This is a genomic window from Bacillota bacterium, assembly GCA_040755295.1.
In the GTDB taxonomy this organism is placed as follows: domain Bacteria; phylum Bacillota; class Desulfotomaculia; order Desulfotomaculales; family Ammonificaceae; genus SURF-55.
The window spans coordinates 1-25,890 of record JBFMBK010000011.1 but is presented as its reverse complement, the minus strand read 5'-3'; the positions used below and the strand labels follow the sequence as shown (position 1 = coordinate 25,890).

At 53.6% G+C, this 25,890-nt stretch carries 15 protein-coding genes and 1 pseudogene; 13 read left to right on the top strand and 3 right to left on the bottom strand.

Annotated elements, in window-relative coordinates:
• Nucleotides 1–239: 239 nt before the first annotated feature.
• The 8 genes and pseudogenes from mutS (at nucleotide 240) to AB1500_09110 (ending at nucleotide 9,454) form a co-directional block, all read left to right on the top strand.
• Nucleotides 240–2,855, top strand: coding sequence for a DNA mismatch repair protein MutS (mutS, locus tag AB1500_09145; GenBank protein ID MEW6183322.1), 2,616 nt, complete (start codon nucleotides 240–242; stop codon nucleotides 2,853–2,855).
• A 2-nt stretch (nucleotides 2,856–2,857) separates the two neighbouring features.
• Nucleotides 2,858–4,609, top strand: a complete 1,752-nt coding sequence (gene mutL / locus AB1500_09140; protein ID MEW6183321.1) for a DNA mismatch repair endonuclease MutL — start codon at nucleotides 2,858–2,860, stop codon at nucleotides 4,607–4,609.
• Between the two features lie 18 nt (nucleotides 4,610–4,627).
• Nucleotides 4,628–5,503, top strand: coding sequence for a class I SAM-dependent methyltransferase (locus AB1500_09135; GenBank protein MEW6183320.1), 876 nt, complete (start codon nucleotides 4,628–4,630; stop codon nucleotides 5,501–5,503).
• Complete coding sequence (gene miaA / locus AB1500_09130) at nucleotides 5,500–6,438, top strand: tRNA (adenosine(37)-N6)-dimethylallyltransferase MiaA (GenBank protein ID MEW6183319.1); 939 nt, start codon at nucleotides 5,500–5,502, stop codon at nucleotides 6,436–6,438. The genes AB1500_09135 and miaA overlap by 4 nt, the downstream gene beginning before the upstream one ends.
• A gap of 136 nt (nucleotides 6,439–6,574) precedes the next feature.
• The gene (gene hfq, locus AB1500_09125) at nucleotides 6,575–6,814 is read left to right on the top strand and encodes an RNA chaperone Hfq (GenBank protein ID MEW6183318.1); all 240 of its coding nucleotides are present in this window, start codon (nucleotides 6,575–6,577) and stop codon (nucleotides 6,812–6,814) included.
• Nucleotides 6,815–6,846: 32 nt separating this feature from the next.
• Nucleotides 6,847–8,076 (top strand): methionine gamma-lyase family protein, encoded by a 1,230-nt coding sequence (locus AB1500_09120; protein ID MEW6183317.1) that lies wholly within the window; start codon nucleotides 6,847–6,849, stop codon nucleotides 8,074–8,076.
• 216 nt (nucleotides 8,077–8,292) lie between these two features.
• On the top strand, nucleotides 8,293–9,210 hold the full coding sequence (gene trxB / locus AB1500_09115; protein ID MEW6183316.1) for a thioredoxin-disulfide reductase: 918 nt from the start codon (nucleotides 8,293–8,295) through the stop codon (nucleotides 9,208–9,210).
• A gap of 190 nt (nucleotides 9,211–9,400) precedes the next feature.
• A pseudogene (locus AB1500_09110) lies at nucleotides 9,401–9,454 on the top strand (hypothetical protein).
• Between the two features lie 293 nt (nucleotides 9,455–9,747).
• Here AB1500_09110 and AB1500_09105 read toward each other — a convergent pair.
• The 3 genes from AB1500_09105 to AB1500_09095 all read right to left on the bottom strand — a co-directional run bounded on the left by AB1500_09105 (nucleotide 9,748) and on the right by AB1500_09095 (nucleotide 11,445).
• Nucleotides 9,748–10,182 carry a putative toxin-antitoxin system toxin component, PIN family gene (locus tag AB1500_09105; protein ID MEW6183315.1) on the bottom strand — a complete coding sequence of 145 codons (435 nt, stop codon included), beginning with the start codon at nucleotides 10,180–10,182 and terminating at the stop codon, nucleotides 9,748–9,750.
• A complete protein-coding gene (locus tag AB1500_09100; GenBank protein ID MEW6183314.1) occupies nucleotides 10,179–10,466 on the bottom strand; it encodes a type II toxin-antitoxin system Phd/YefM family antitoxin in 288 nt (95 codons plus the stop codon). Before AB1500_09100 ends, AB1500_09105 begins: the two co-directional genes overlap by 4 nt.
• Before the next feature lie 94 nt (nucleotides 10,467–10,560).
• Complete coding sequence (locus tag AB1500_09095; GenBank protein ID MEW6183313.1) at nucleotides 10,561–11,445, bottom strand: complex I NDUFA9 subunit family protein; 885 nt, start codon at nucleotides 11,443–11,445, stop codon at nucleotides 10,561–10,563.
• Nucleotides 11,446–11,839: 394 nt separating this feature from the next.
• Here AB1500_09095 and AB1500_09090 point away from each other — a divergent pair, with 394 nt between their 5' ends.
• From AB1500_09090 to AB1500_09070, 5 genes are all read left to right on the top strand, one after another.
• A complete protein-coding gene (locus tag AB1500_09090) occupies nucleotides 11,840–18,661 on the top strand; it encodes an Ig-like domain-containing protein (protein ID MEW6183312.1) in 6,822 nt (2,273 codons plus the stop codon).
• 91 nt (nucleotides 18,662–18,752) lie between these two features.
• Nucleotides 18,753–19,580 carry a hypothetical protein gene (locus tag AB1500_09085; protein MEW6183311.1) on the top strand — a complete coding sequence of 276 codons (828 nt, stop codon included), beginning with the start codon at nucleotides 18,753–18,755 and terminating at the stop codon, nucleotides 19,578–19,580.
• Nucleotides 19,577–24,724, top strand: coding sequence for an RHS repeat-associated core domain-containing protein (locus tag AB1500_09080; protein MEW6183310.1), 5,148 nt, complete (start codon nucleotides 19,577–19,579; stop codon nucleotides 24,722–24,724). The genes AB1500_09085 and AB1500_09080 overlap by 4 nt, the downstream gene beginning before the upstream one ends.
• 466 nt (nucleotides 24,725–25,190) lie before the next feature.
• Nucleotides 25,191–25,490 (top strand): transposase, encoded by a 300-nt coding sequence (locus tag AB1500_09075; GenBank protein ID MEW6183309.1) that lies wholly within the window; start codon nucleotides 25,191–25,193, stop codon nucleotides 25,488–25,490.
• A gap of 57 nt (nucleotides 25,491–25,547) precedes the next feature.
• Nucleotides 25,548–25,890 (top strand): transposase (locus AB1500_09070; protein ID MEW6183308.1); only part of this gene is annotated, 343 nt, incomplete at its 3' end.

The window sequence follows — 25,890 nt, the reverse complement described above, 5'->3', positions numbered from 1 at the left end:
GATTCTGACTACTTCCAGCACTCAGGTGTTAAATCGATCGTTAGTACGCGGAGTGCAAGTCGGCTAATAGATTACTATCAATGGGTGCAATTATTCCGCTGAGTGCTGGATGAATTCGGGCTTGAACCCTGTGTCTAAATGGTTATAAAGCTTTCGGCGCCCCCGGTTTCCGGGGGTTATTTTTTTTGTCCGGAGGGTTTGGTATAATAGGGGAGATATATGGCGGGGGGTTCTTCCCTTTGAGTCTTACTCCGATGATGCAGCAGTATACAGAGATAAAGAAGCAGTACCCGGATGCGATCCTTCTTTTCCACCTCGGTGACTTCTACGAAATGTTTTACGACGACGCCCAAAAGGCTGCTCCTGTCCTTGAGGTGGCCCTTACCGGGCGGTCCTCCGGAAAACTGGGCCGCGTCCCCATGTGCGGGGTTCCCTGCCACAGCGTGGACGGGTATATCGCGCGGCTGGTTGCCCACGGATTCAAGGTCGCTATCTGCGAGCAGTTGGAGGATGCCGCACAGGCCAAAGGGCTGGTGGAACGGGGGGTCACCCGGGTGGTCACGCCCGGAACCTTCTTTGAGGGTCAGGCTCAGGACCACTGCCATAACAACTATATAATAGCCGTCGCGACGTATGGTCCGGACGGGTACGGTCTTGCGGCGGCGGACGTGGGGACCGGCGACTTCCGGGTTACGGAATTCAGCGGTCCGGGAGCGCGGGAGCAGCTTTATAACGAAATTTATCGTCTGCAGCCGGTGGAGGCCGTGCTTCCGGAAGGGGCCCGCGAACTGGCCGGCCTGGTGAGGGCTGCGGTTTCGACGGCGGTCAGTTTTTATCCCGCGGACCTATTCCGGCCCAGCACTCAACTTGGTGTACATGCAGCGTCAGATGAGAGTGTATTCTCCCAAGAGGGAGGAGATCAGCTAGGGGTAAACGGACAAAGAGTTGAGTGCTGGGCGGCCGCCGGCGGGCTTATCGCCTATCTGAGAGAGACACAGAAACGCGACCTGGCGCACATGACAAGGATACTTTTTTACACCCCCGGCGGGTTTATGGTGCTTGACGCCGCCACCCGCCGGAACCTCGAACTGACGCGCTCGCTGCAGGACGGCGGCAGGAAGGGAACGCTTCTCGACGTGCTGGATTACACGCTTACCGGCATGGGCGGCAGAAGGCTGCGCAGTTGGCTGGACCAGCCCCTGCTGGCGTCCGGGGCGATCAATGAGCGTCTTGAAGCCGTTGCCACACTGGTGGAAGACGGCGCATTAAGAGAAAAAATGAGAGCGATTTTCAAACAGGTGAACGACCTGGAGCGTCTTGCGGGGCGGTTGGCATACGGGGTGGCCGGCGCGCGCGATCTCCTGTCCGTCAAGGAATCGCTAGTAAAAATAGAAGAACTTAAGGAAAACCTGGCTTCGGCGGAGGGGCTGCTCGGCGCTCTGACCGGGCGGCTTGTGGATTTGAGCGACGTGATTTCACTCATTTCGAACGCCGTTGCGCCCGAACCGCCTGCGGTTCTCGACCAGGGCGGGGTCATTCGCGAGGGTTACAACGCCGAAGTGGATAAACTCCGGTCGATACGGCGCGACGCCCGGGGGTTCATCGCCGGCCTCGAGGCGAAGGAACGGGAGCGCACGGGCATCAAGTCTCTAAAGGTAGGATACAACCGGGTTTTCGGATACTACATCGAGGTGACGAAACCAAACCTTTCGCTTGTGCCGCAGGACTACGAGCGGCGGCAGACGCTGGCTTACGCCGAGCGTTATATAACCCCCGAGTTGAAAGAATATGAGGAGATGGTCTTCAGCGCCGAGGAAAGATTAAACGCTCTTGAATTCAAACTCTTCTGCTCGGTGCGGGAGGAGGTGGCCGGCGCCATCGACCGCATCCTGAGGAGCGCCCGCGCCGCCGGCGAACTGGATGCTCTGCAGTCGCTGGCGACCGCGGCGGTGAAAGGGAATTACAGCCGCCCGGCGGTTAATGAGAGCGGCGCGATCGTCATCCGTGAAGGGCGGCATCCGGTGGTGGAGCGTTTCCTGGGACCGGGCGGTTTCGTGCCGAACGACACCGACATTGACGATGCTTCCCGGCGGGTGGCGATTATCACGGGACCGAACATGGCGGGGAAGAGCACCTTCATGCGCCAGACGGCCCTCATCGTACTGATGGCCCAGACCGGGAGTTTCGTGCCCGCCGCCGGTGCGGAAATCGGGGTAGTGGACCGGATATTTACCCGGGTAGGGGCCGCCGACAACCTGGCGGGGGGGCAGAGCACCTTTATGGTGGAGATGAGCGAGTGCCGCACAATCCTTGCCGGGGCCACCCGTCGCAGCCTCGTTATCATGGACGAGGTGGGGCGGGGCACCAGCACCTACGACGGGATGAGCATCGCCCGGGCCGTAATAGAGTACATCGCCACCGAAACCGGCGCGAAGACGCTTTTCTCCACCCACTACCATGAACTGACGGACCTGGACCGCATCGGCGGTGTTTTCAACCTTAACGTGGCCGTGCAGGAGGGAGCGTCGGGAATCGCGTTCCTTTACCGGGTGGTTCCCGGGAAGGCGGACAAAAGCTACGGGATTCAGGTGGCGGCGCTCGCCGGACTGCCGGAAGAGGTGCTGCAGCGGGCGCGCCAGGTGCTGAACGAACTTGAAGCCCGGACGGCCGATCAATCGAAGGTGGTTCAACTGGAGATGTTTCCCCGGCCGGAGGAGCACCCGGTATTGGACGAGCTCTTGAAGGTTGATATAAATAACATAACACCCGTTGAGGCGTTAAACCTGTTGGTTAAACTGAAGGGGTCGGTGGAGGCGAAGCCCCACCGGCGCCGGGGAAGACGGGGCGGGAGTTGAGCATGGGCCGGATAAAGGTACTGGATCCGGAAACGGTGAACAGGGTTGCGGCCGGAGAGGTGGTGCAGCGTCCGGCGTCGGTGGTCAAAGAGTTGGTGGAGAACGCTTTTGACGCCGGGGCTGCGACGGTGAAGGTGGCGTTGTCCGGAAAGGAACTGGAATCGGTAACGGTTTCGGACAACGGCTGCGGGATCGCCGGGGAGGATGTTCCGCTCGCCTTCGAGCGGCACGCGACGAGCAAAATCTCGTCCGGTGCCGACCTCGAGCGGATAGAAACCCTCGGTTTCCGGGGGGAGGCGCTGCCGAGCATTGCGGCGGTTTCCCGCATGACCCTGAAAACAAAGGTTAAAGGCGCGCTGGCGGGAACGCTGTTGGAGATTGACGGGGGAAAGGTCGTTAAATTTGAGGCTACCGGGGCGCCGTCCGGTACCACGATTACGGTTCGCGACCTTTTCTACAACACCCCTGCCCGCCGCAAGTTCCTAAGTTCCTGGAAAACAGAAAACACGGCGGTTACGGATACCGCGGTCCGCCTGGCCCTCGGGCGGCCCGACGTCTCCTTAAGCCTGTCGTACGGGGAGCGTGAGGTCTTCCGGACCACAGGCGCCGGTCTTCTGTCCGCCATAAACACCATTTACGGCGAGACGGTCGCCGGCGCGCTGGTCCCGGTAAGCGCCGAAACAGAGGGCATGCGGCTGGAGGGTTTTGTCGGCCGCCCGGCGCTTTCGCGGACCACCAGGCGGTCGCAGACTTTGCTGGTCAACAGCCGCTATGTTAAGCACGCCGGTCTGAACACAGCGGTTTACCTGGCATACGGAACGCTGCTGCCCACGGGGAAACACCCCTTTTTCGTGCTCCACCTGACGGTCGATCCGGGTGTGGTGGATGTCAACGTACACCCCCAGAAGTCCGCGGTCCGGTTCAGCCGGGAACGGGAGGTGGCGGATTTCATCCGCGGGGCGGTAAAATCGGCGCTTTTCGGCAGGACCGGTCTGATTCCGGGCGCCCGCTCCAATCCCGTACGAATGCCCGTACAACAAAGATCGCTGCCGGAATGGAGCGACGTTTTACGCCGCCTGGGCGGGCGGGAAGACCCCGCCGGGGCCGGGTGGCAGCCGGCTCAAGGAGAGACCGCCGCGGGTGCGGCGACAGAGGGCGTCCTGGCAAAAGAGGAAAGGGCGTTGTACGGAGAGAGGTTCCCCGCTCTCAGCTACCTGGGTTTTATACGGCCGACGTACCTGCTGGCCGCCGGACCGGAAGGACTGTATATCGTGGACCAGCATGCCGCCCACGAAAGGGTGCTTTTCGAGAAGTATGCGTCCGCGCTCGCCCGCGGCGGGATTACCAGCCAGATGCTCGTAGAGCCGGTGGTGCTCGATACGGTTTCGGTGGAACTGCGGGCGGTGGCGGAAGAAATAGAGAGGTACGGCTTTATGGTCGAGCCGTTCGGCGAGGGGACCGGCCTTCTCAGGGCAATTCCCGCGGGATCGGACCTCGACGGCGCGCTGTTGTTACTGGCCGACCTCACGGCCTGCCTCGCCGCAGGCGATCCTCTCGACCATGAAAGGAGCGCGCTGGCCTCAATGGCTTGTCACAACGCCGTAAAAGCCGGTGAATCCATGGCTGCGGCGGCGGTCACGGCGCTTTTTGACAGGCTTGCCGCCTGCAAAGAGCCGTTGACCTGCCCGCACGGCCGCCCGACGGTTATCTGTCTCAGCCGCGAAGAGCTTGAACGGCGTTTCGGCCGGAGGTAACGATAAGCCTTGAGGGTTGTGGTTACGACAACGCTGCGCGGGGGGCCCGGTGTCGGGGTTGAGGCGCTGGAATGCGCGGCCGAGCTGGGCGCTGTTTATGTCCCGCGCGAAGGGTACTGCATCGAGGACCTGATAACGGCGTACGGGGTTCAGGGTGTACTGGCGGTCGGAACGAAACGGGTAAGCCTTTTCTACGTTCAGAGCGGCGCCGGGAGGCTGAGAACGCCTTTTCCCAAAGGGGAAGAGGAATCAGGCGCGGAATCGGATGGCGGCGCGGAAATAAACAGCGGTGTGACGGTTCTTAAGGAGTTCTATTTCCATCCGGGGACCGCCAAACTCCGCATAAAGAATGTCCTGTATGGGAAACCTGACCAAATGGTACAGGCGATGGGTTTACGGCCGGGGGACTCCGTACTGGACTGTACGCTGGGCCTCGGCGCGGATGCGTACGTGGCCGGTTTCGTTACCGGACCGGACGGCAGGGTCCTGGGCCTGGAAAAGTCCGCGGTGCTTGCCGCGGTGGTCGGGCACGGCCTGCGGCGGTGGTTCCTGGAACCGGAGCCGCTTTTGCAGGCGACGATGCGCCGTATCGAGGTGAAGGCGGCGGACCACCTTGATTATCTGAGTAAGGCGCCGGCGGGTGGTTTTGACGTTGTTTACTTCGATCCGTTTTTCGGTACCCCCGTAAAGGGTGCCTTTCAGGTGGTCCCGCTCCGTGCTATAGGAGAAACGTCCCCCCTCACCTCCGAGGCGGTAAAGGAGGCCGTGCGGGTGGCCCGCCGGCGGGTGGTAATGAAGGAAAGGCGTGGCGGCGGGGAATGCGCTCGCTTGGGGTTTGAGCGGGTTGTCGGTGGGCGGTATGCCCGTGTCGCCTACGGTGTGATCGAAAAATGACGGAACGGCTGCCGCTGCTCGTGATAACCGGCCCGACGGCGACCGGTAAGACGGCGGTCGCGGTTGAGGTCGCGCTTAGGGTAAACGCGGAGATAATATCGGCCGACTCGATGATGGTCTACCGGGGAATGGATATCGGCACCGCCAAGCCCACCGGTGACGAGCGCAAAGGCGTGCCGCACCACCTGATTGACGTTGTGGATCCGGGAGAAGACTTCAGCGTGGCGGCCTTTCAGGCGCTGACGGTGGGACTCATCCGCGCAATAAACGCGCGCGGCCGCCTGCCGATTCTGACGGGCGGTACGGGCCTGTACATCCGGGCGGTGCTGGACGGGTACCGGTTTGCCGGCGGCGTGGACAAGGATTTGCGCCACCGCCTCATGGAGGAAGCCAGGCGGTTCGGCCCGGTGTCCCTTCATGACCGCCTGCGCGCCGTAGACCCGGAAACGGCGGAGCGCCTTCACCCCAACGATTCCAAACGCATCATCCGGGCGCTGGAGATCTTCAACCAGGCGGGGGCGCCCGTTTCGAAAGCGGTGTCTGTTCCGGCGGGACCGCAATACAATAGTATGGTATACGGACTTCTTATGGAAAGGCAGGAGTTGTACCGGCGGATTGAAGCCAGGGTGGAAGCGATGCTTGCCGCCGGGCTCGTAGAAGAAGTCAGAGGACTTTTGAAGGGGGGACTTAAACGGTGCGCCGTATCGATGCAGGCTTTGGGTTATAAGGAGATTGCGGCCTATGTGGCGGGCGAGACAAGTCTGGATGAGGCGGTTTATCTTTTGAAGCGCAATACCCGTCGCTTCGCGAAACGGCAGTTGACCTGGTTCCGGCGTGATGAGCGTATCTGTTGGCTTGGCGTCTCCAAGTTTTCCGGTGCGGAAACGTTGGCCGAAGAAATTGCCGCGGGTGTGAAGGAGTATCTCCGGCGGTAGCGAAAAGAAAAGGGGAAGCGCCTGGAGGCGTAAATCGAGGTTTTCGCGGCGGGGAGTGTGTCTAACGGGCCAGGATTTATGCCTTTTCCAGGATTCTATTAAGAAAGAGAAAAAGTGTTTTACGGAGGAATTAGTTGTGACGAAGACACAGATCAACTTACAGGACGCTTTTCTTAACCAGGTACGGAAAGAGAGTATTTCCGTCACTATTTTTCTGGTTAATGGGTTTCAATTGAAGGGTATGGTGCGGGGCTTCGATAATTTTACGGTAATCCTGGAGAGCGAAGGACGTCAGATGATGGTCTACAAGCACGCCATCTCGACGATAAGCCCGGTAAGGCCCGTAAGCACTTCGGTGCAGGAACCGCCTAAATAAGGCCGGGCTGCCGTTTGTATACCGGTACAAGAATTATTGTGGACAGGTTTGGACTGCTTGCGGATGAAGTGATAGCGGAGGTTGAGTCGCTGTGGCGCCGCGTTGATGCCTTGGCTCTGGCTAACCAGCGCCGGGTTCTCGATGCTTATCAATCGGCGCGCGTCAGCGGCTTTCATTTATACGGGTCGACCGGTTACGGCTACGGCGATACCGGACGTGATGCGCTCGATTCGGTTTACGCGCGCGTTTTCGGGGCGGATGCAGCCCTGGTGCGGCCCCAGATCGTTTCCGGTACCCACGCCCTGGCCCTTTGCCTCTTCGGTGTGCTGCGTTCCGGCGACGAACTCCTCGCGGTGCAGGGTAACCCGTACGACACCCTGGAGAAGGTCATCGCGGGAGAAGAGCCGGGTTCTCTGGCAGATTTTGGGGTAGAATACACGCAGGTGGAGCCGCTTCCCGACGGCCGGCCGGATATGGAGTCCATCGGCGTTCATCTGAAACGCAAGCCGCGTATGATGCTCATCCAGAGGTCAGCCGGGTATGCCTGGCGGTGCGGTCTGGGGATAGACGAGATAAAATCGCTTACGGCTTACGCCAAAGCCGTAAGCCCGGAGACGCTGGTGCTTGTGGACAACTGCTACGGTGAATTCGTGGATCTTGTGGAGCCGCCTGCAGTGGGGGTCGACCTTTGCGCCGGTTCCCTGATCAAGAATCCGGGCGGCGGGATCGCGCCTACCGGTGGTTATGTAACCGGCAAGAAGGAACTGGTGAGGATGGCCGCAAACAGGCTAACCGCCCCCGGGTTGGGGGAATCGGTGGCGCCGACCGGCGGCTATCTGCGGTTGTTTTTTCAGGGGTTTTTCCTCGCGCCGCATTTTGTGGCCGAAGCGCTCAAAGGGGCGGTTTTCGCCGCGCGTTTTTTCGAACGTCTCGGCTTCGAGGTGCTACCCTGCTATGACCGACCGCGGAGCGATATAGTTCAGGGCATCCGGATCGGTTCCAAAAAGAGGTTGTTGGCTTTTTGCCGGGCGATACAGGCGTCTTCTCCGGTGGACGCCTACGTCAGGCCCGAAGGCGGATTTCTCCCCGGTTACAGGGATGACGTTGTGATGGCCGCGGGGACTTTCGTTCAGGGGGCCTCGCTCGAATTCACCGCGGATGCCCCGCTGCGGGAGCCGTTTGCGGCCTACCTCCAGGGGGGACTTTCGAAGGAGCACGTTATGCTCGGGGTGATCGAGGCGGCGAGAGCGGTATGTTCATAGTATAGTAGCCAGTAGCCAGAAGTCAGAAGTCAGAAGGTTGTAGAGGCGAAATAAAGAATATAGAAGCGGAAAACGGAAGGGTCAGGGACATCAGGGAAAAGATAAGCCTCGGATCCCATCCTAAGTGCGGAATGTATACAGTTAATTTTTATTCTGGATACTGACTACTGGATACTGAATTCTGACCCTGGATTAATCCTGTTAGGAGTGGAAAACGTGGTTTATGATTTGGCGATAATCGGCGCCGGGCCGACGGGCTTAACGGCGGGTATTTATGCGGCCCGTGCCAGAATGAAAGCGGTCATCATCGAGAGGGGCGCCTCGGGGGGGAAGGTCCTAACAGCCGATAAAATAGAGAACTACCCGGGATTTCCGGAACCCATTCCCGGGGCGGAGCTGGTCGAGAAGATGGAATCGCAGACCAGGCGGCTGGGCGTGGAATTCAAGTCGCTGGATGTCGCCGGAATCCGTCGCGAAGGGGACCGGTTTATCCTCCGGACGATACAGGGCGACGTCGAAGCGAAGACGATAATCCTGGCCACGGGCAGCGGGCCGAGTCCGCTCGGTGTGCCGGGAGAGGACCGGTTGCGCGGCAAGGGTGTTTCTTACTGCGCCATTTGCGACGGCTTCTTTTTCCGGGACCAGAAGGTTGCGGTCATAGGCGGCGGGGACGCTGCCGTCCACGAGGCCTTATACCTCACGCGGTTCGTGGAAAAGGTGTATCTTATCCATAAGCGGGACGCCCTGCGGGCGACCAAGATCATTCAGGAACAACTGCGTGCCGATCCCAAGGTTGAAGTGCTGCTGAACACGGACGTCAAGGAGATTCTGGGCGAGAACGAGGTCACCGGGATTAAGGTGCAGGACACGGTTACCGGTAACCAGAGAGACATCGCGGTAAACGGCGTCTTTGTCTACGTCGGGGTTAAACCGGCCTCGTACCTGGTTAAGGACCTGGTCGACCTCGACCCGCGGGGGTACGTCGTTACCGACGAGAACATGGCGACAAAGACCCCCGGTCTCTTCGCCGCCGGCGACGTAAGGGTGAAGTCCCTGCGTCAGATAGTGACGGCGGTTTCGGACGGCGCTGTGGCTGCCGTGGCGGCCGACAGATTCCTGCGCGGCCGGGCGTGACGCGTCAGCGGGACTAAAATGAAGTACAAAACCCGTGGAACACTCAGATTCACGGGTTTTTTATTACCAGAGTTATACATGAATAACGGCAGGTTGAAATATCAGGTTTCCAGGTTATACTGGGGGTAAAAATTTTTTACAGGTAGTATACCATGGCTTACGAAATTATACGTATAACGAGCAAAGGGCAGTGACGATTCCGGTTGGGATACGTCGGAAGCTGGGTATTGACGAAAATGATTCCCTTATGGTGATAGTGGAGGGAAATGAAATCCGCCTCCGGAAGCTTGAGCCCTTCGTGCCGTTGAACGATAACGATCCCATTTGGAAGTTTTGGTCGGCATTGCGGAAAGCGGGCGTTCAAATGTATCTGAAAAATACGACCATTACTTGGCGGACGGGGAGACGGACCGGTGGAAAAAGTAACCCTAAAACCTTTTTTTATACGGACGCCACGACGTTTGCGGTAATGGAACGAACAGGGATTAAAAAGCAGCGTTCGCGTTCGACAGTCATTTTACTCAGTTTGGGGTTACGTTATATAGCTGAATCAGTTAAGTCTTGCCGGTGGCGCCGCGCCAAGCAGCGAATGAATTCCGCCGGGCTCATAATCCGGACTCTACCAGATGCGGCCAGGGGGAAATGTTTCTTGTTGCCCGTATTGAGAATGGCATCTATTGCCCAGGATGCTTCCAAGAAAGGTTCGTCATCAGGATCAGGGAGGCTTTCAGGAAGGGGTTCCGGAACAACCAAGATCCCGTCTTCCCTTATTTGGGCAAGTAAGGATTCGATTAGGGTTTTTTCGAAACCGAATTTAGGACGAAGTAAAACTTCTCGATACTCGGTAACTATGCGCATATCGTAAACCACTTGAACTAAACCCCCGGCGACCAGCCGCAAGATCATCCCGGCGTTGCTATAACCCTTTAGCAAACCGGACACCAAAACGTTAGTATCAAGTACGACCTTCATCGCGGGCGGTTTTGCCGCACGGATTGGATTTCTTTCTCTATTTCATCGGCCGAGATTTCCTCTTTGCCATTCCGCCGCGACTGTTCCTGGATTTTATTAACCGCCAGCATCGCACGTGCGCGGCGCAAAGTTGATAGATATTCGATTGCGTCTTCTCCCTCGACGCCTGCGAGAATGGCTACCGGTTTGCCATTGGAAGTAATAACCATTTCCTTTTCCAGTTGTAACTGGCGCCAGATCTCTGCCGACCGCAGCCTTAATTCGCGTACCGAAATAAACCTCATTACTCTTACGCCTCCTTCACTGACCTTACCATAAGTGTACACAATCGTGCTACGGTTTTCAACTAAAACTGCCTAATGACGATGCATCCCAAAGTCAGGCGATGCATGCCAGCCCGTCGCGCAACCTTACCGGCTCGAAGCCGAAGTTCTTCTTGACGGCGTCCGGGTCGGTGATTACATCGATGTCCATCTGTTTGAGTTCCACGGAGGTTACCGGTGGGTCGGGGAGGAGCTTTTCCATCAGGGGAACCGCAAGACGTAAAAGGAAAAGCGGGACCGGCAGCTTGATGCGCCTGATCCTGTTGACGTCGAGATAAATCCCAAACATCTGTGCGTAAGTCAGGTGTTCCGGGCCGCCTATTTCGTAAACCCGCCGGACGGCGTCCGGGTTTTTCAAGGCGGAGACCACGCAGCGGGCGACATCACGCGCCGCTATCGGCTGAAAACGGGTTTTGCCCGCCGGGTAAGCGACGAAAGGCGGCGGGGAAGTCCGGACGGACTGGGCCATCCGGTCGAAGAAGCCGAAACCCGGGCCGTAGATCAGGGAAGGTTTGATTATCGTCCATTCCAGACCGCTGTTGCGGACCGCCTCTTCTCCCTGCCATTTCGAGTGGGCATACCGGTACGCGGGCCCCTCCCTTACGCCGATGGCGCTCATGTGGATGAAGCGTTTCACACCCGCGTCGACCGCCGTCCGCGCGGTATTGACCGTGCCTTCCACGTTTATCCGTTTAAAAGTCCGTTCTCCCTGCTCGCGGATGGTCGCCACCAGGTGTATCACCGCCTCTGCGCCGGAAGCGGCCTTAAGGAGCGACGCGAGGTCCATCACATCCCCGGGCATGTACTCGGAGGCATCGCCCAGCAAGAGACGCGCCTTTTCCGGGTCCCGCACCAGGCATCTTACCGCAAATCCGTTATCGAGGAGTTCCTTCACTACCGCCCTGCCGACAAGCCCCGTACCGCCGGTTACAAGGATCATCACACTCACCTCTTTAGAAATGGTTTAAAGTTCAAGGTTCAAAGTTCATGCGGCAGCGTACGTTTGCCCAAACGATACATCGACGGAATGCTCCCTTTGCGCTTGTCGCCGCGGCCGATAGGACTATTTTAGCATATTCGCGCACCACCGGATAAGGGTACGTGTTATTCAGCGGCGGTTGCGTAAAGCAATCCTGTGTGGGTGTAAATGACCTTAGCTTTGATGAGGCCGGATGGTCTTGCTGTAAATTTTATTTCCATTTTACATGCTATTTTACAACATATACATGTATTTATCTATAATATACTGACAATATATATCAAAATAACCCCCTTGACAAACATTACCTGAGTGATTAATATGGGAACAATCCTGCGACAAATTATGCCATAACATGTTAGATGGAACCACAATAACTTCTTCGGTCTACAAAAAGAATATTGATTTGTCACTAAATCCAAGCAAGATACGGTATGGGGAGGGGACCACGATTAAAAAGAGATTTTTCACTATGATCGCTTTTTGTCTGTTACTACTGATACAGTTGAACTTTCCGGCCAATGCCACGATTTACAAGTATAACGTTTCGGGCCGATTATCATCCGTTACTTACGATAATGGTCTTAAGGTTACGTATGAATACGATGCGAACGGTAACTTGCGCAGAGTCACCAAAGCGACTGTCTTGTGCGTATACAGAACAGATCCGGCTGACGGCGTGAGCAATATGCCGGTGGATAAGACCGTTTATGTGACCTTCAGCAAGAATATAAGACCGGGTGACAGTTATAGCGGCATATGTGTTAAAACCGGCGCCACGGTAGTAGACATCACCTACAACATAAGCGGAAGTCTGCTGGTTGTCGACCCAATTCAAGACTTAAGTTACAGCACCACTTACGCCGTTTATATTCCGGCAGGCGCCGTGAAGGACGAAGCGGAAAACAGCCTGGAACAGGCTTATAGTTTCGACTTTACCACGATAAAGCAGGATGTTTACGGGCCGGTGGTGAGTGAATTGACCCCGGCTGACAACAGTCTGGTCAACAACCCCAGCCCGGAGATAAGTGCGTTAGTCAGTGATCCTGAGGGGATAGATGCGGCAAGTATTACATTTAAGTTGGACGGGAGTGTGGTGAAGCATGCTTATGATTCCGCGACGGGTAAAGTAAGCTATACTCCCCCAGGCATTTTAACTCAAACCGCCCATACGGTCGATCTTTCGGTAAAAGACATTTCGGGCAATGTAACGATAAAAGGCTGGGGTTTCTCGGTTAAATATCAATCGCCTGTGATAGTCAATACCGATCCGGTCAATAACGATACGAACGTTGCGTTGGACAAGACCATCACCGTAAATTTCGATGAAAACGTGCAACAAGGGAGTGCTTTTAACAGCATAACGTTGAAGGACGTTAATCTAAATTTAATACCGGCGGCTACGAATCTGAACGGTTCCGTGCTTACCATTGACCCGAATGCCGATTTATCCCTTAACACCGCTTACTTTGTTTCCATCCCGGCAGGCGCCGTAAAGGACAGCTATAACAATGATTGCTTGGGCTATACTTTTACCTTTACTACGGCTTATACGATGTTCGGCAGGACTGAACGGGCCAGTGTATCGAGCAGCGGCGCGCAGGCAGACAGCGCAAGCATATATGCCGCTGTCAGCAGAGACGGACGCTATGTTGCCTTCAGCTCTTGGGCTACGAACCTCGTCTCCGGTGATACGAATGGATGGGCCGACGCGTTTGTCCGTGATTTGCAGGCAGGTTCGACAGTACGTGTGAGTGTTGGCGCTTCCGGTGTTCAGGCGAATAATAACTGTGTGGCACCTTCCATAAGCGCCGGTCAGCAGTACGTAACCTTTATCTCGTTAGCCGACAATTTAATCGAACCTGACACAAATTCCAAAATGGATGTTTTTCTCTACGATCAACAAGTGCATAGTGTATCGGAGATAGTGAGCGGTTACTCGACAACTAATCGGAGTAACGACACAAGTTCCACATCTTCTGTCACTGTCAACGGTGAAGGTGTGGTTGCAGCTTTTCAATCTTATGCAAGCAACCTTGTAAGTGACGATACAAACGGTAAATCGGATATTTTTGTATACCAACGGAACATGGTGAATTACGAACGCGCGAGTGTCGCGGGTGCTGGAATACAAGCGAATGGTGACAGCCTGGATCCTTTTATCAGCGCGGACGGGAAATACGTAGCGTTCTACTCAAGCGCGAGTAACCTTGTATCCGGTGATACCAACGGATTAGACGACGTCTTTGTGCGTGACCGGCAGGCGGGGCGGACCGAGCGTGTAAGCGTTTCGGGAACAGGCGCGCAGGCTAACGGCAGCAGTCGTTATCCTTCCATCAGCGCGGACGGCCGTTACGTTGTTTTTAACTCCGGCGCGAGTAATCTTGTGTTAGGTGACACTAATGGCAGAACGGATGTTTTTATTCACGACCGTCAGACCGGGCAGACCGAGCGTGTAAGCATATCGACCGCCGGCGCGGAGGCTGACAATGACTCTACCAATGCCTCCGTTAGCGATGACGGACGCTATGTGGCATTTCACTCCGTCGCAAGCAATCTGGTACCGGGCGATACGAACGGAAAAACCGACGTTTTTGTGCGGGACCGCCGTATTGGTCAAACAATACGCGTTAGTGTGTCCAATACTGAAGAACAGGGGAACGACAGCAGCTACAATGCATGTATTAGCAGCGACGGGAGCCGCGTAGCGTTCGAATCGTCGGCAACTAATCTGGTTCCGGGCGATACCAACAACGCTGATGATATCTTTGTCCGTTTCCTTGCCCCCAGTGATAGTTCTTTACCTGTGATAAGCGGCACCGATCCCGTTGATGGTGCAACCGGTGTTCCGGTGGAGAGGGCCATTAACGTAACGTTTAATAAAAACATACAGCAAGGGAGCACGTTCAGCAGTATTTCATTAAAAGATGCCGGTAGTTCCGTCGTTCCAGCCGCAAACAGCATCAACGGCAGTGTATTGACAATTGGCCCGGATGCAAGTCTGGCCGACAACAACACTTATACGGTTACTATTCCTGCAGGGGCGGTGACGGACAACGCGGGCAACGTACTTGCGCAGGTTTACGAATTCAGTTTTACCACGTCTGATGCAAACGGGTCTGCAGTAAGCAGTCTCACGCCGGTTGATGAAAGCCAAATCAATAATGCTAGACCTGAAATCAGCGCGGTAACAACCGACCCTTCGGGTATAGATACGGCAAGTATCGTGTTAAAGGTCGACGGAATTGCCGTAGGGCATACGTTCAACCTATCGACCGGTAAACTAAGCTACACACCCGCAAGCGCTTTGGCCGACGGCCGGCATACCGTTGGTTTATCGGTATATGACGGAACCGGCAATTGTACAGCCAGAACCTGGAGTTTCACGGTTGACACCGTCCCGCCGGCAGTGAGCGGCACAAACCCGGCTGACAACGCAACAAACGTTCTGGCAAACAAGATTATTACCGTTGCCTTCGCGGAAAACGTGCAGGAGGGTCTTGCTTTCGACAGTATTACACTAAAAGATGCTGACAACAGCCCGGTAGAGTCCGTTAAAAACCTCAGCGGCAATTCACTTGCCATCGACCCGGTAGCTGATCTTGGTTCCAGCATGATTTACACCGTTAGTATCCCCCAAGACGGAGTGAAAGACGAAGCCGGAAACAGCTTCCTTAACGGATTCATCTTTACATTTACAACAACAATGAATACTTCAAAGTTGATAATATCGTCTCAGCCCGACTGGCAGGCCGGAACAGTAAAGACTCATATCGATACAACCACCAGCCCGGGCGACATCAAAATAGCTCAAGCTGGTACGAATTTCTCCGAAACCGACACGCTAACCGCCGATTTCAACGGGACGCACAGCAACACGCAGGCGGTTGGCGACGCGGTGAAATTGCCTGCTTCACCAGTAATTTCGGGCTACGGGATAACTGCACTTGGAACACCTTGGGATGCAGCATCGAGTAATACTTTTGAATACGGATGGAAGTTCACGGTCGGTTCTGTTGCTTTACCTGTTACCAAACTCCGTCTTTGGATGGGTAATTCCACTGGTTCTTCAATCGAACCTTTTCCGGTTCATATTTGGGATAGTAGCAGTGGAACAAAACTAGCCGAAGTCAATATTACGCCATGCGGTGTTAATTGTACTTACTGGGTAGAGGCTTCGTTAATGAGCCCCATTATATTACAGGCAAATACTTCCTATGTTATCTCTGTACAGTCAGGTCCTCCGTACTCATATATTCCGAAAAGTACTCCCATATATAGTAATTATATTACCTGCAACGAAGGAAGAACCGGCCCGGGTGGTAGTATGCCAACCAATGTAGACACTTGGGCTATATGGGGTATTGTTGACTTTTATTATAATACCGCAGATGTTTCGTCTTACGGCACTTATACCCATAACGTACAGGACATATCCTGCGCAGGCATAGCCGGTAATACTACCATCACTTATAACAAAACTACCCCCACGGGAACCGACTTGACGGTAGAGGTCAGAACCTCCCCCGACGGCGGCTCGACCTGGGGCGCATGGACGGCCAAGAACAGCGGCGACATTATTATACCGGAAGGAACCGATTTAACCGGCTACAAGGTACAGTGGCGGGCTAATCTGTCAACTACCGACAGCTCCCAGACCCCGTCGCTGGATGACGTGAACGTAACGGTTTCGGCGGGTTATTACAGTTCCGCGGAATGGATCTCTCCGGTCTATGACCTGGGTGAAACGCCAACGGCGGCCACTTTAACATGGACAGAGACAAGACTGGCCAACACCAGTGTTGCCTGGAAGGTGCAGGCTTCGGTAGATAATCTGACTTGGGGCGGTTGGCAGGATGTGATTTCTCCCGGCGACAGTATGCCATTAGGCCGCTATATACAGGTTAAGACTGTACTATCCACCACGGAAGCGAACGCGACCCCTGTGGTACGCGACTTCACTGTGGCTTATTATATTAACGACAGTGAAGCGCCGGCTGTGAGCGGTACGGATCCTGCAGACGGCGCGGTTGACGTCCCAATCAGCAAAACTATTAATTTAGACTTCAATGAAACAATTAGAGCAGGCAATAACTACGAAGGTATTGCGGTAACGGACGTAAGCGACAACAACGTCTCAGTTACCAAGAGCATCAGCGGCAATACCTTAACTATTGATCATATTGAGAATTTTAATTACAGCACGACCTATACGGTAACCATTCCCTCGGGGGCGATACAAGACGTAGCCGGGAACGCAATGAATACGTCATATACCTTCGGTTTTACTACTTTGGCGCCGCTAGATACAACAGTGCCGGTTGTCGTCGGTACGAACCCGGCCAACCAATCGACAAATGTTCCTAACACTCAGACCATCATAGTAACCTTTAGCGAGAACGTAACAACCGGCGGGAGCTTTGACAGTATCACGATTAAAGACGAAAGTAATAATACGGTGCCGATGTCAAAGAGCGTGGGCGGCAGTACTTTGACTGTTGATCCCGATGGGGACTTGAGTTATAACATGACTTACACGGTAACCATCCCCGCGGGAGCGGTCGAAGACGCAGCCGGTAACGCCTTGTACGCTCCCTACACCTTCAGTTTTACGACTGTGGCACCACCCGATGTTCCCCCTACCGTTATTAGTACAGACCCGGCAAATGGAGCAGTCAATGTTCCCATTAATAAAACGATTGTTGTCACCTTCAGCGAAAATATTCAGTCGGGGCCTAACTACGGCAATATTGCATTGAAAAACGGCACACTCACAGTGGCCGTCAACTGCAGCATAAACGGCGCTTTGCTCAGTATTGATCCCGTGCAGGACCTGGATCAGCCTACTGCTTATAGTGTATATGTTCCGGCAGGAGCGGTACGGGATTATGCGGGAAACGGCTTGGTAGCGGATTATATCTTCAGCTTTACCAAGGTCTCTGAAGCAAAGACGGTTCTTGTCAGCTTGTCCAGCGGAGGTTCGCAGGGGGACGCTGACAGTGCTAATCCTTCGATAAGCGCCGATGGGCGGTATGTCGCGTTTGATTCCGTTACAAGACTGGTTTCAGAAGACAGCGCTTCCTACAAAGACATCTTTGTTCGAAACCTTCAAACAAACCAGACAGAGCGTGTGAGTGTTTCAAACGGCGGTTCGCAGTCCCAGGGTGCCAGCTGGAACGCCTCAATTAATCAAGACGGCCGTTACGTGGCGTTCGCATCAAATGCCAACAATTTAGTATCTAACGATACGAACGGTATTACGGATGTTTTCGTCAGGGACAGGCAGGCAGCGACCACGGAGCGGGTGAGCGTTGCAAGCAGCGGGACCCAAGCGAACGACGGTTCCTATTTATATTATTTGCCGTCGATCAGCGGAGACGGGCGTTATGTAGCTTTTTACTCTTTGGCTTCAAACCTGGTGTCCGGAGATACTAACGGACAGAGCGATGTATTTGTTCGCGACCGGCAGACAGGACAAACTTATAGGGTAAGTAAATCCAGCGCAGGTACCCAAGGGAATGGCGGCAGCGACTGCCCTTCAATCAGTTCCGACGGAAGATATGTGGTGTTTAACTCGTATGCCTCCAATTTAGTGTCCGGTGACACCAATAATACCGTGGACGTTTTTATCCATGACCGGCAAACCGGCCAGACAGAACGTGTCAGTGTTACCAGCGGCGGCGCGCAGCTTAATTATGGAGGTTTGGAACCATCCGTCAGTGCGGATGGGCGTTACGTAGCGTTTATTACATCAGATGGCAACCTTGTTTCGGGCGATACAAATAATTATGCGGATGTGTTTGTCCGCGACCGGCAGACGGGTTTGGTGGAACGCATGAGTGTTTCCACCGTCGGCGCGCAGGCGAATAACTGGAGTGATGCGCCTTGCATCAGCCCGGACGGGCGTTACGTAACGTTTTGGTCGAACGCGAGCAACTTGGTATCCGGTGACACAAACGGAATAACAGATGTTTTCGTTCATGACCGGCAGACGGGGAACACGGAACGAGTGAGTATTTCAAGCGCTGGTGTACAAGCAAATCAACACAATGGGTCCACTAGTTATCCCTCAATAAGCCAAGGTGGGCGTTATGTGGCGTTTCAGTCGTCTGCCACGAATTTGGCGGCGGGAGATACAAACGGCAAGGTTGATATATTCGTTCGTACCAGATGGTAAACCCGTTTGTTAACTAACATTAAAGCAAGTGCTTCTGGGTTTTTCTCGGGAAAGGATGTACAGTTTTGCAGGGTATTAGGGGGAGAAGAGAATGAAAGCTAAAAAGTCAGCACTAATTATCTTGGTCATTCTTATTGCCGCAAGCTTAAGTATCGCCTTGGTCAGCTTTGCTCAAGAAGACCAGAGTAAGAACGACGTTAGTAATTCGGACAGTTTATTAAGCAGTGACTTGCAGAAAAACGAGGAAGCGGCGAATAAACCACCCGATGTAACTACGACGGCTGTCGACGCTTCGAGCGAAAAAGCCGATCGTCCCTATGAAAGAACGCGTATTAATGACCCTCGCCGGCGTGACATTTATAATTTCAAGCCGGAAGACGTGGAAGAACTGCTTGAAGAGGGATATTCCCTGCAAGACATCCTCAAAGCGGATGAGATCGGCAACAGGATTTATGAGGACCCCAAGATTTTGTTACAAAGAAAGAAAGATGAGAATAAAGATCTTGAGGAAATTGAAAAGGATATTCGAAGCGAGAGACGGCAGAGTTCTTTGAAGGTCTTGAAAGAAAAGTATCCCGAAGAATATCAGAAGCTTTTGGACGAGCAGTTTAACGAGGAAGACCAGTTTCTTATTCTTGCTTTTGAGGATATATACGGGACTGAATCCTTTGAGGGCTTAATAGACGGGTACAAACAAAAAGGGCGTCTTGTTTTTAAAGAAAAGGCGACGAAGATGCACTCCGGTGTTTCTAAAGAAAAGATGGAACAATACGGTTTATCGGAAGAAGAGACGGCAGGTCTTTCAAAAGCAACCATGGACCAAATAATCAGAAACTGCGAACAACACAATCTCCCGGTAAAAGAAACACTGCAAAAAATTCAGGCCGCCGGACAAAGCCAAAGGAGCAGTGAACAATGAATAAGAAAATAATCTTTTGGCTTAATATAGTTTTCTTCGGCACAATCGTATATTTATTCCCGGGCGCCGCCGCCTATGCGGAAGTGCAGGGATTGGAAGGAGTCCTGAACGGCAGGGTCGCTCTCCAACAGGTTAACCAGACCAGAAAACCGCAATATGCCGACCGGTTCAATGCAGGTGAGATGGTGGACCCTGTATCCGGTTCTCTAACGCTTAAGGTTACGGACGTCAATTTGCCCGGGAAGGACGGGCTGGACCTTTCCATCGGAAGGATTTACTGCTCGTCCCAGGCCGAATCCGGGACAAAAGAAGTGACTATTGATTGTACAACCCAGTTGGTGGCAAGTATGCTTTTTGTGGACGTCTATATCCAATCAAAAACCGACGGGTCGCTATATATCAGGCGTTACTATTTTGATTCTGAAGCGTTGGCGTATGAGTTTTATGATTTGTTTAAAAACGGTTATGAAGATGAATACGAGATATTCCTTGCCGTTTGCGAACCCGACTATTCAACGGTGCCGGTAACAATATGCAATTACAAAAGCATCAAGGACATACCAAACTACTACCTGTCAAGGTACGACTTGGGGGTCGGCTGGTCTTTTGCCTTCCCGTCCGTGCAGATCTATACTTATGACGACGGCACTAAATACATGTATTTCCACGAGGGCACGGGATCAGTCTACCGCGTGGCCTTTACCCCGGACACCAGCGATAGCAACCTGGTGAATTACCAGGGCAAGGAGGTTCAATTCCTCGAAGACAGCGGCTCGTACAGCAATGGGCAGGTTTCTTCGAAATACAAGTTCGTTGGTGCGGATCAGCGAACGTCATTTTTTGCGGAGGACGGCAGGCTGCTCGGGATAAAGGACCGCTTCGGGAACGAAATTAGGTTTACGCATATAATCAGAAATGCTTCCCCTTGTATATCCCAGATAACGGACAGCATAGGGAGGACCGTAAGCTTTAACTACGAGGGTAGTCTGACCGATTCCGGCGGCGGAACGATAACGCTTTCCGTGTACGACCCCGGAAACGTTGAGAACCTTCAGTTTCAGTACATTAAGGGCTCGGCCAGGGTGGCATTGAACTGGCCGTCGTATTACGAATACCTGGTTCCGACGCTGGCCTGCGTGAAAGGCCCGACGGGAAAGGAATGTTATTACGAGTATTCGCAAAGCGGATTAAAGTTTGATTTCATGAACAAGAATACGGACGAGTCAAGCGCGGACAGCGATATCGCATTTCTCTTAACCCGGGTCAAGTACGGGGAATCCGCCAGTTGCTATGAATATGAAAAGGTCATGAGAAACCTGGGCAGTATGGGCGTGACCGAAACTTACCGGGTAAAAGAAAGGTACGACCAGGAACGCAAATCAGGTGGTTATGAAGGAAGGTTGAATGATACCCTTTATTCATACACCGGAGATTATACCGGATACCCCGAAGAGGATTCTGAAGAAACCACCGAACGAAGCGGGACATACGGTTTTTCATCTCAGTACAACATAACCGGCGGACTTCAGTGCAAGACATCATTCCAAGGTTCCAAACAGCAAATAGAGGTGGAAACAACCGCGAGCAACGGTGAGAAAGAAAAAGTACAGAACTTGCGGTTTGACGCTAATTTTAAATATCTACCCACGCTGGTTAAGGTTATCAAACCGGGGAGAGATGATTCTGCGGTCGATAATTACTACATCGAAAAGTCTTATTACGATTGGGGTGGGCTGAAGACCGTCACCCAGTTGCTGACCTACGCCCAAAAAGAAGATGCGGGCTTGAAAGCGAAATATACGACTACTTACGAATACGATCCCACGTATAAATTTATCACCAGGAAGCAGTGGTACCGGAACGAGCAGACGTTGTTGTCGGAGACGTTCAGCTATAACGCCGAAGGAAGAATAATCTCGGAAACGAACGCGAAGGGAGAGACCGCGAACTACAGTTATTCGACCACCTCGGAAGGCGAGGTAACGGAGGTCACCAAACAGCTGGAGGGCGGGAAAACGGCGAGGACGGTAAGCGTCCGCGGCCCTGAGGCCGCATATGCCTTCCCGACCGTCGTAAAAACCTTCTACACGGATGACGGCGGCGCTTCCGTTGAGACCAGGACTACAAACACTTACGACCTGTTGCTGGGGCTGGTCAAAACCTCGGCGGACAACGAAGGACGCACAACCGCTTACGAGTACGACCTTCTTGGAATGCCTACCTCGGTGAAGTACCCCGATTTTGTCAACATCGACGGTACTCAGTATTCGGTGGAGCAGAAGACATACATCGATGATTCCGGCGCGCAGACAATCGGTTCCGATGCGGGGATTATCCCGGAAAACGCGGGGCTTTCCGTTACGCTCGTCGAGTCGGAGACCGTCTTCACCAACACCGGCAGCGGCAGTTCCAGGACCTATAACAAGGTATCCGGCTATTATGACGGTTTCGGCAATCCGCGGCTTGAGAAACTGTGGGACGACCAACGGGGTGAATGGGTGTACAAGGCGCAGTACAACTACGACGCATTGGGACGTCCTGTTTATTCCGTCGACGCGGCGGGCAACTCAAGCAGCTATGCGTATGACCCGTGGGGCGCGCTGTGCGAGATGACCGATCCTTTCGGCAACCTGCAGAAGAGCGATTACGACAGAACGACGGATAAGATCACCGGCTACTTCGTATCTTCGGCGAACGTGGCCAACCACCAGGCCGACCCGGCGAACAACAGTTACAAAGAAGACGTCGTCGAGGCCTATCTGGACCAGTGGGACAGGACCATCGAGAGGAGGGCCTATCCGAACTGGCCGGACACCTCCGGGGCTATATCCGAGACCTATGCCTACGATATCGCCGGGAACCTTAAATCTTACACCGATCCGAAGAGGAACCTTAACGAAGACGGATTCAGCAAAGAATATTCCTACGATCCGTTAAACCGGGTCGTCAGGGTCAAAGACGCCGCCAACCAGCTCGAGGAGGTCAGCTACACGGCGTTGGGCGGCATATCCGGCATCTGCCTCAAGGAAAACAGCACCGCGCCGGCCGCGGTGGTCTTCAACAAGTCGTTCGACGAACTGGGGCAGATGACGACCAAAACGGACCCGGAATCACAGAGCGAGCGTTACGCGTTCAATAGCCTCGGGCTGAACACCCGGAGAACGGACCGGATAGGCAACGTCTTCAATTACGGGTATGACGAGCAGAAACGCTTAATATCGGACAAAGGTACACCCGCAGGCGGCGGGACGACCGACGAGTACAAGTATCTGTACGACAATCCGTTCGGCGCCTCCGATACGCGCGCGTACGTCGCCGATTCTCCCGACGGCCATACGGCTTTCGGCTTCAATCCGGCCGGGCAGGTTACAGACAAAAACAACGAGTTCACCGGTTACTCTTCCTTCAATAGAAATTCCTACGATCCGGCGGGCAGAATGACCGCCGCGGCGATCGGCAGGGACGCCTCTTCTTACTTCTACACCAACTACGGATACGACAAGACGAGGCTCGCCAAGGTCCAGACCAACGGCGCGCAGGCGGAAGACGTTTCCGGGTTGTCCTGCGCGAACTACGAGTATTACCCGGACGGCAAGTTAAAGTCCATCACCTACCCGCAGCTCGCCGGCGGCATTTACCTGACCACGTCCTACGAGTACGACAAGCTCGGCCGGCTGGAGAGCGTGACCAACAAAAAAGGGACAGAGGTACTGTCGCAGTACACCTATACCCACGATAACAACGGTAACATCGAGTCCGTCAAGGAGGGTGTTTACGATCCTACCGTCTATACCTACGATAAGTTGAACAGGCTCGTTAGCATTACCCGCCCGGACGGGACGCAGACCGGTTACAGTTACGACCTGCGCGGGAACCGCAAAACGCTGGAGGGCAGTCAGCCCGCCGTGGACGGCGAAAACTTCGGCGCCGTTTTCGACCTGAGAAACCGGTTGACGGAAGTGACCAAAGGCGCGGTCACCACGAGCTTCAAGTACCGCCCAGACGGGCTGCGGTACGAGAAGAACTCGTCGGGAACGACCGTGCAGTACCACTACAACCTGGACGGTAAGGTCGTTGCGGAGTCGGACGGCTCCGGGAACATCACGGCCTATTACATCTGGGGGCCGGACCGGGTGCTGGCGAAGAAGGACGCAAACACCGGACAGTATTACTACTACATCTGCAACGGGCACGGCGATATTGTCCAGCTAGTTGACCAAAGCGGCAACGTGGTGAATAGTTATGAGTACGACGAGTGGGGCAACATTACAAGCCGGACGGAGGGGATAAGCAACCCGTTCAAGTACGCCGGCGAGATCTACGACCAGGAAACCGGACTCTATTACCTGCGCGCCCGCTACTACGACCCCGTCACCGGAAGATTCATCAGCGAAGATTCTCTGGAGGGGCAGGTAAACAACCCGCTGAGCTTGAATCTATATACGTACTGCGAGAATGATCCGGTTGATAATGTGGATCCGAGCGGCCTCACCCCGGAAATGCTTAGAAAGTTATTTGAAAATTATATGGATAGGTACAATGTAGGCGGATCAATAGGGTGGAATGGCGCGAGTAGAACGGCTACTGTGAAATTAGGCGATATAACAAGATATTATAAAGTTGATGATATGGCGATCAGATATATAAACGGTCGGGTATGGGTTCCGGACAGCCTGTTTTACAGCGATTTCGCCGGTCTTGCTAAGACTAAGACTTTACAAAGCAGCACATCACCGAAGTTGAATCCACCTACTGGTCCCTATGTCCCCCATGGTCCTTTTGTTGAAGGACCGAAACCGACTGTTAGGTTGGTACCACTTGACATATATGCTGATAAAAAGGCGGGTATTCTTGATATTCCTGAATATAGGGATAATGGAACAGCGAACATCAGGTTGTTAGGGGTTCAAGGTAACGCTGCATTGTCGTTTAAGAAACAGCATATTGGGCTTGGTGTTAAGGGTTATTTTGTAGAAGCAGAAAGAACCTTTATCTGCGAAGTATTTGGCAACAAGCTTAAATTAAAGGGTGCAGCAGACTTTGGAGCTATTGGTGGTGTTGCAGAAATTCGCCGTATACCCCCTTCAATAAGATTAGGATTAGCGCGTATTATAGGGCTAGAATTTTCAGTAGAGGTTGAATGAGTTATTACGAGGTGATAATCGATTATTAAGCCTTATAATCCTAAATGGATATACCCTTTGGTTTTATTCACCTTCATTGGCACGGGTCTTTTATTAGCTATTAATTATGTGTTACTTAAAGAACCACGATCTGCACGAATGCAGATCTACAAAGTGCAATTATGGGTAATAATTCTCTTTTTGATCGATATGATTACACTATTGCTAGGGAAAAAAGAAATTTTGTTTCAAGAACCTATTTATGGTTGGATGTATTTATGGTTAGTGAGTCTCATACTAACTTATTTTTGGATTAAAGAACAATATTCAAAGTATTATGAGTTCATTAATGGGTAGCGGTAGTGCCAGGAAGCGTAGCCGGGGAAAATTGCCGCATACAGCGGGTGTGGCGGTCTGAGAGTGTGTAAAATAAATTGTGCTTCTGTCCTTTCCGAAAGTACAATAATACGGAAAGGCAGGAAGGCAAATGGAAAAGAAGAAACTGGTATCCCGCGAACAACTCAAGCAGTTCATCAAAGAGAACAACCTCAAGACCACCGATGATGTCCAGGATATGCTGCGGGACCTGTTCTCCGAGACCCTCCAGGAAATGCTGGAGGCCGAAATGGATCATACCCTGGGCTACGAAAAGAACGACGACGAAAAGAACGACGCCAAAAACAAAGAGACCGACAATCGGCGAAACGGCCACAGCCGTAAGACCGTCCGCAGCGAATACGGAGATATCGAACTTGGGGCAGGTGGTGCCAGGCACCTAACATATTAACTTATTTATTGAAAATAACAAGGACCTCCTGTTACAATGGCATGGGAGGTTTTTCTTATGGGCAGGAAGCCAAGGATCGAATATGAAGATGCCGTGTACCACGTCATCCAGCGGGGGAACAACAGGGAGCACATCTTTGAAAAGGATCACGACAAGCAGTACATTGTCAAGCAGATAGAACAGTCTAAACGAGGTCTGGGGTTCAGGCTGTTCGGTTACGTCGTGATGGGTAACCATTATCATCTTCTCCTACAGACCCAGCAGAAACCCTTGAACAACATCATGCACCGGATCAACGGCAACTATGGACGGTATTACAACCTCAAGTACCGGCGTTCCGGGCATGTTTTCCAGGGGCGCTATAAGGCGATCCTGGTTCAGGACGAACGCTACGTGCTGG

Bases quoted from the DNA above. Each gene is read 5' to 3' on its own strand.
- AB1500_09085 (MEW6183311.1), top strand. From the start codon at position 18,753: ATGAAAGCTAAAAAGTCAGCACTAATTATCTTGGTCATTCTTATTGCC.
- AB1500_09090 (MEW6183312.1), top strand. From the start codon at position 11,840: ATGTTAGATGGAACCACAATAACTTCTTCGGTCTACAAAAAGAATATT.
- AB1500_09075 (MEW6183309.1), top strand. From the start codon at position 25,191: ATGGAAAAGAAGAAACTGGTATCCCGCGAACAACTCAAGCAGTTCATC.
- mutL (MEW6183321.1), top strand. From the start codon at position 2,858: ATGGGCCGGATAAAGGTACTGGATCCGGAAACGGTGAACAGGGTTGCG.
- AB1500_09100 (MEW6183314.1), bottom strand. From the start codon at position 10,466: ATGAGGTTTATTTCGGTACGCGAATTAAGGCTGCGGTCGGCAGAGATC.
- AB1500_09105 (MEW6183315.1), bottom strand. From the start codon at position 10,182: ATGAAGGTCGTACTTGATACTAACGTTTTGGTGTCCGGTTTGCTAAAG.
- AB1500_09080 (MEW6183310.1), top strand. From the start codon at position 19,577: ATGAATAAGAAAATAATCTTTTGGCTTAATATAGTTTTCTTCGGCACA.
- miaA (MEW6183319.1), top strand. From the start codon at position 5,500: ATGACGGAACGGCTGCCGCTGCTCGTGATAACCGGCCCGACGGCGACC.
- AB1500_09095 (MEW6183313.1), bottom strand. From the start codon at position 11,445: ATGATCCTTGTAACCGGCGGTACGGGGCTTGTCGGCAGGGCGGTAGTG.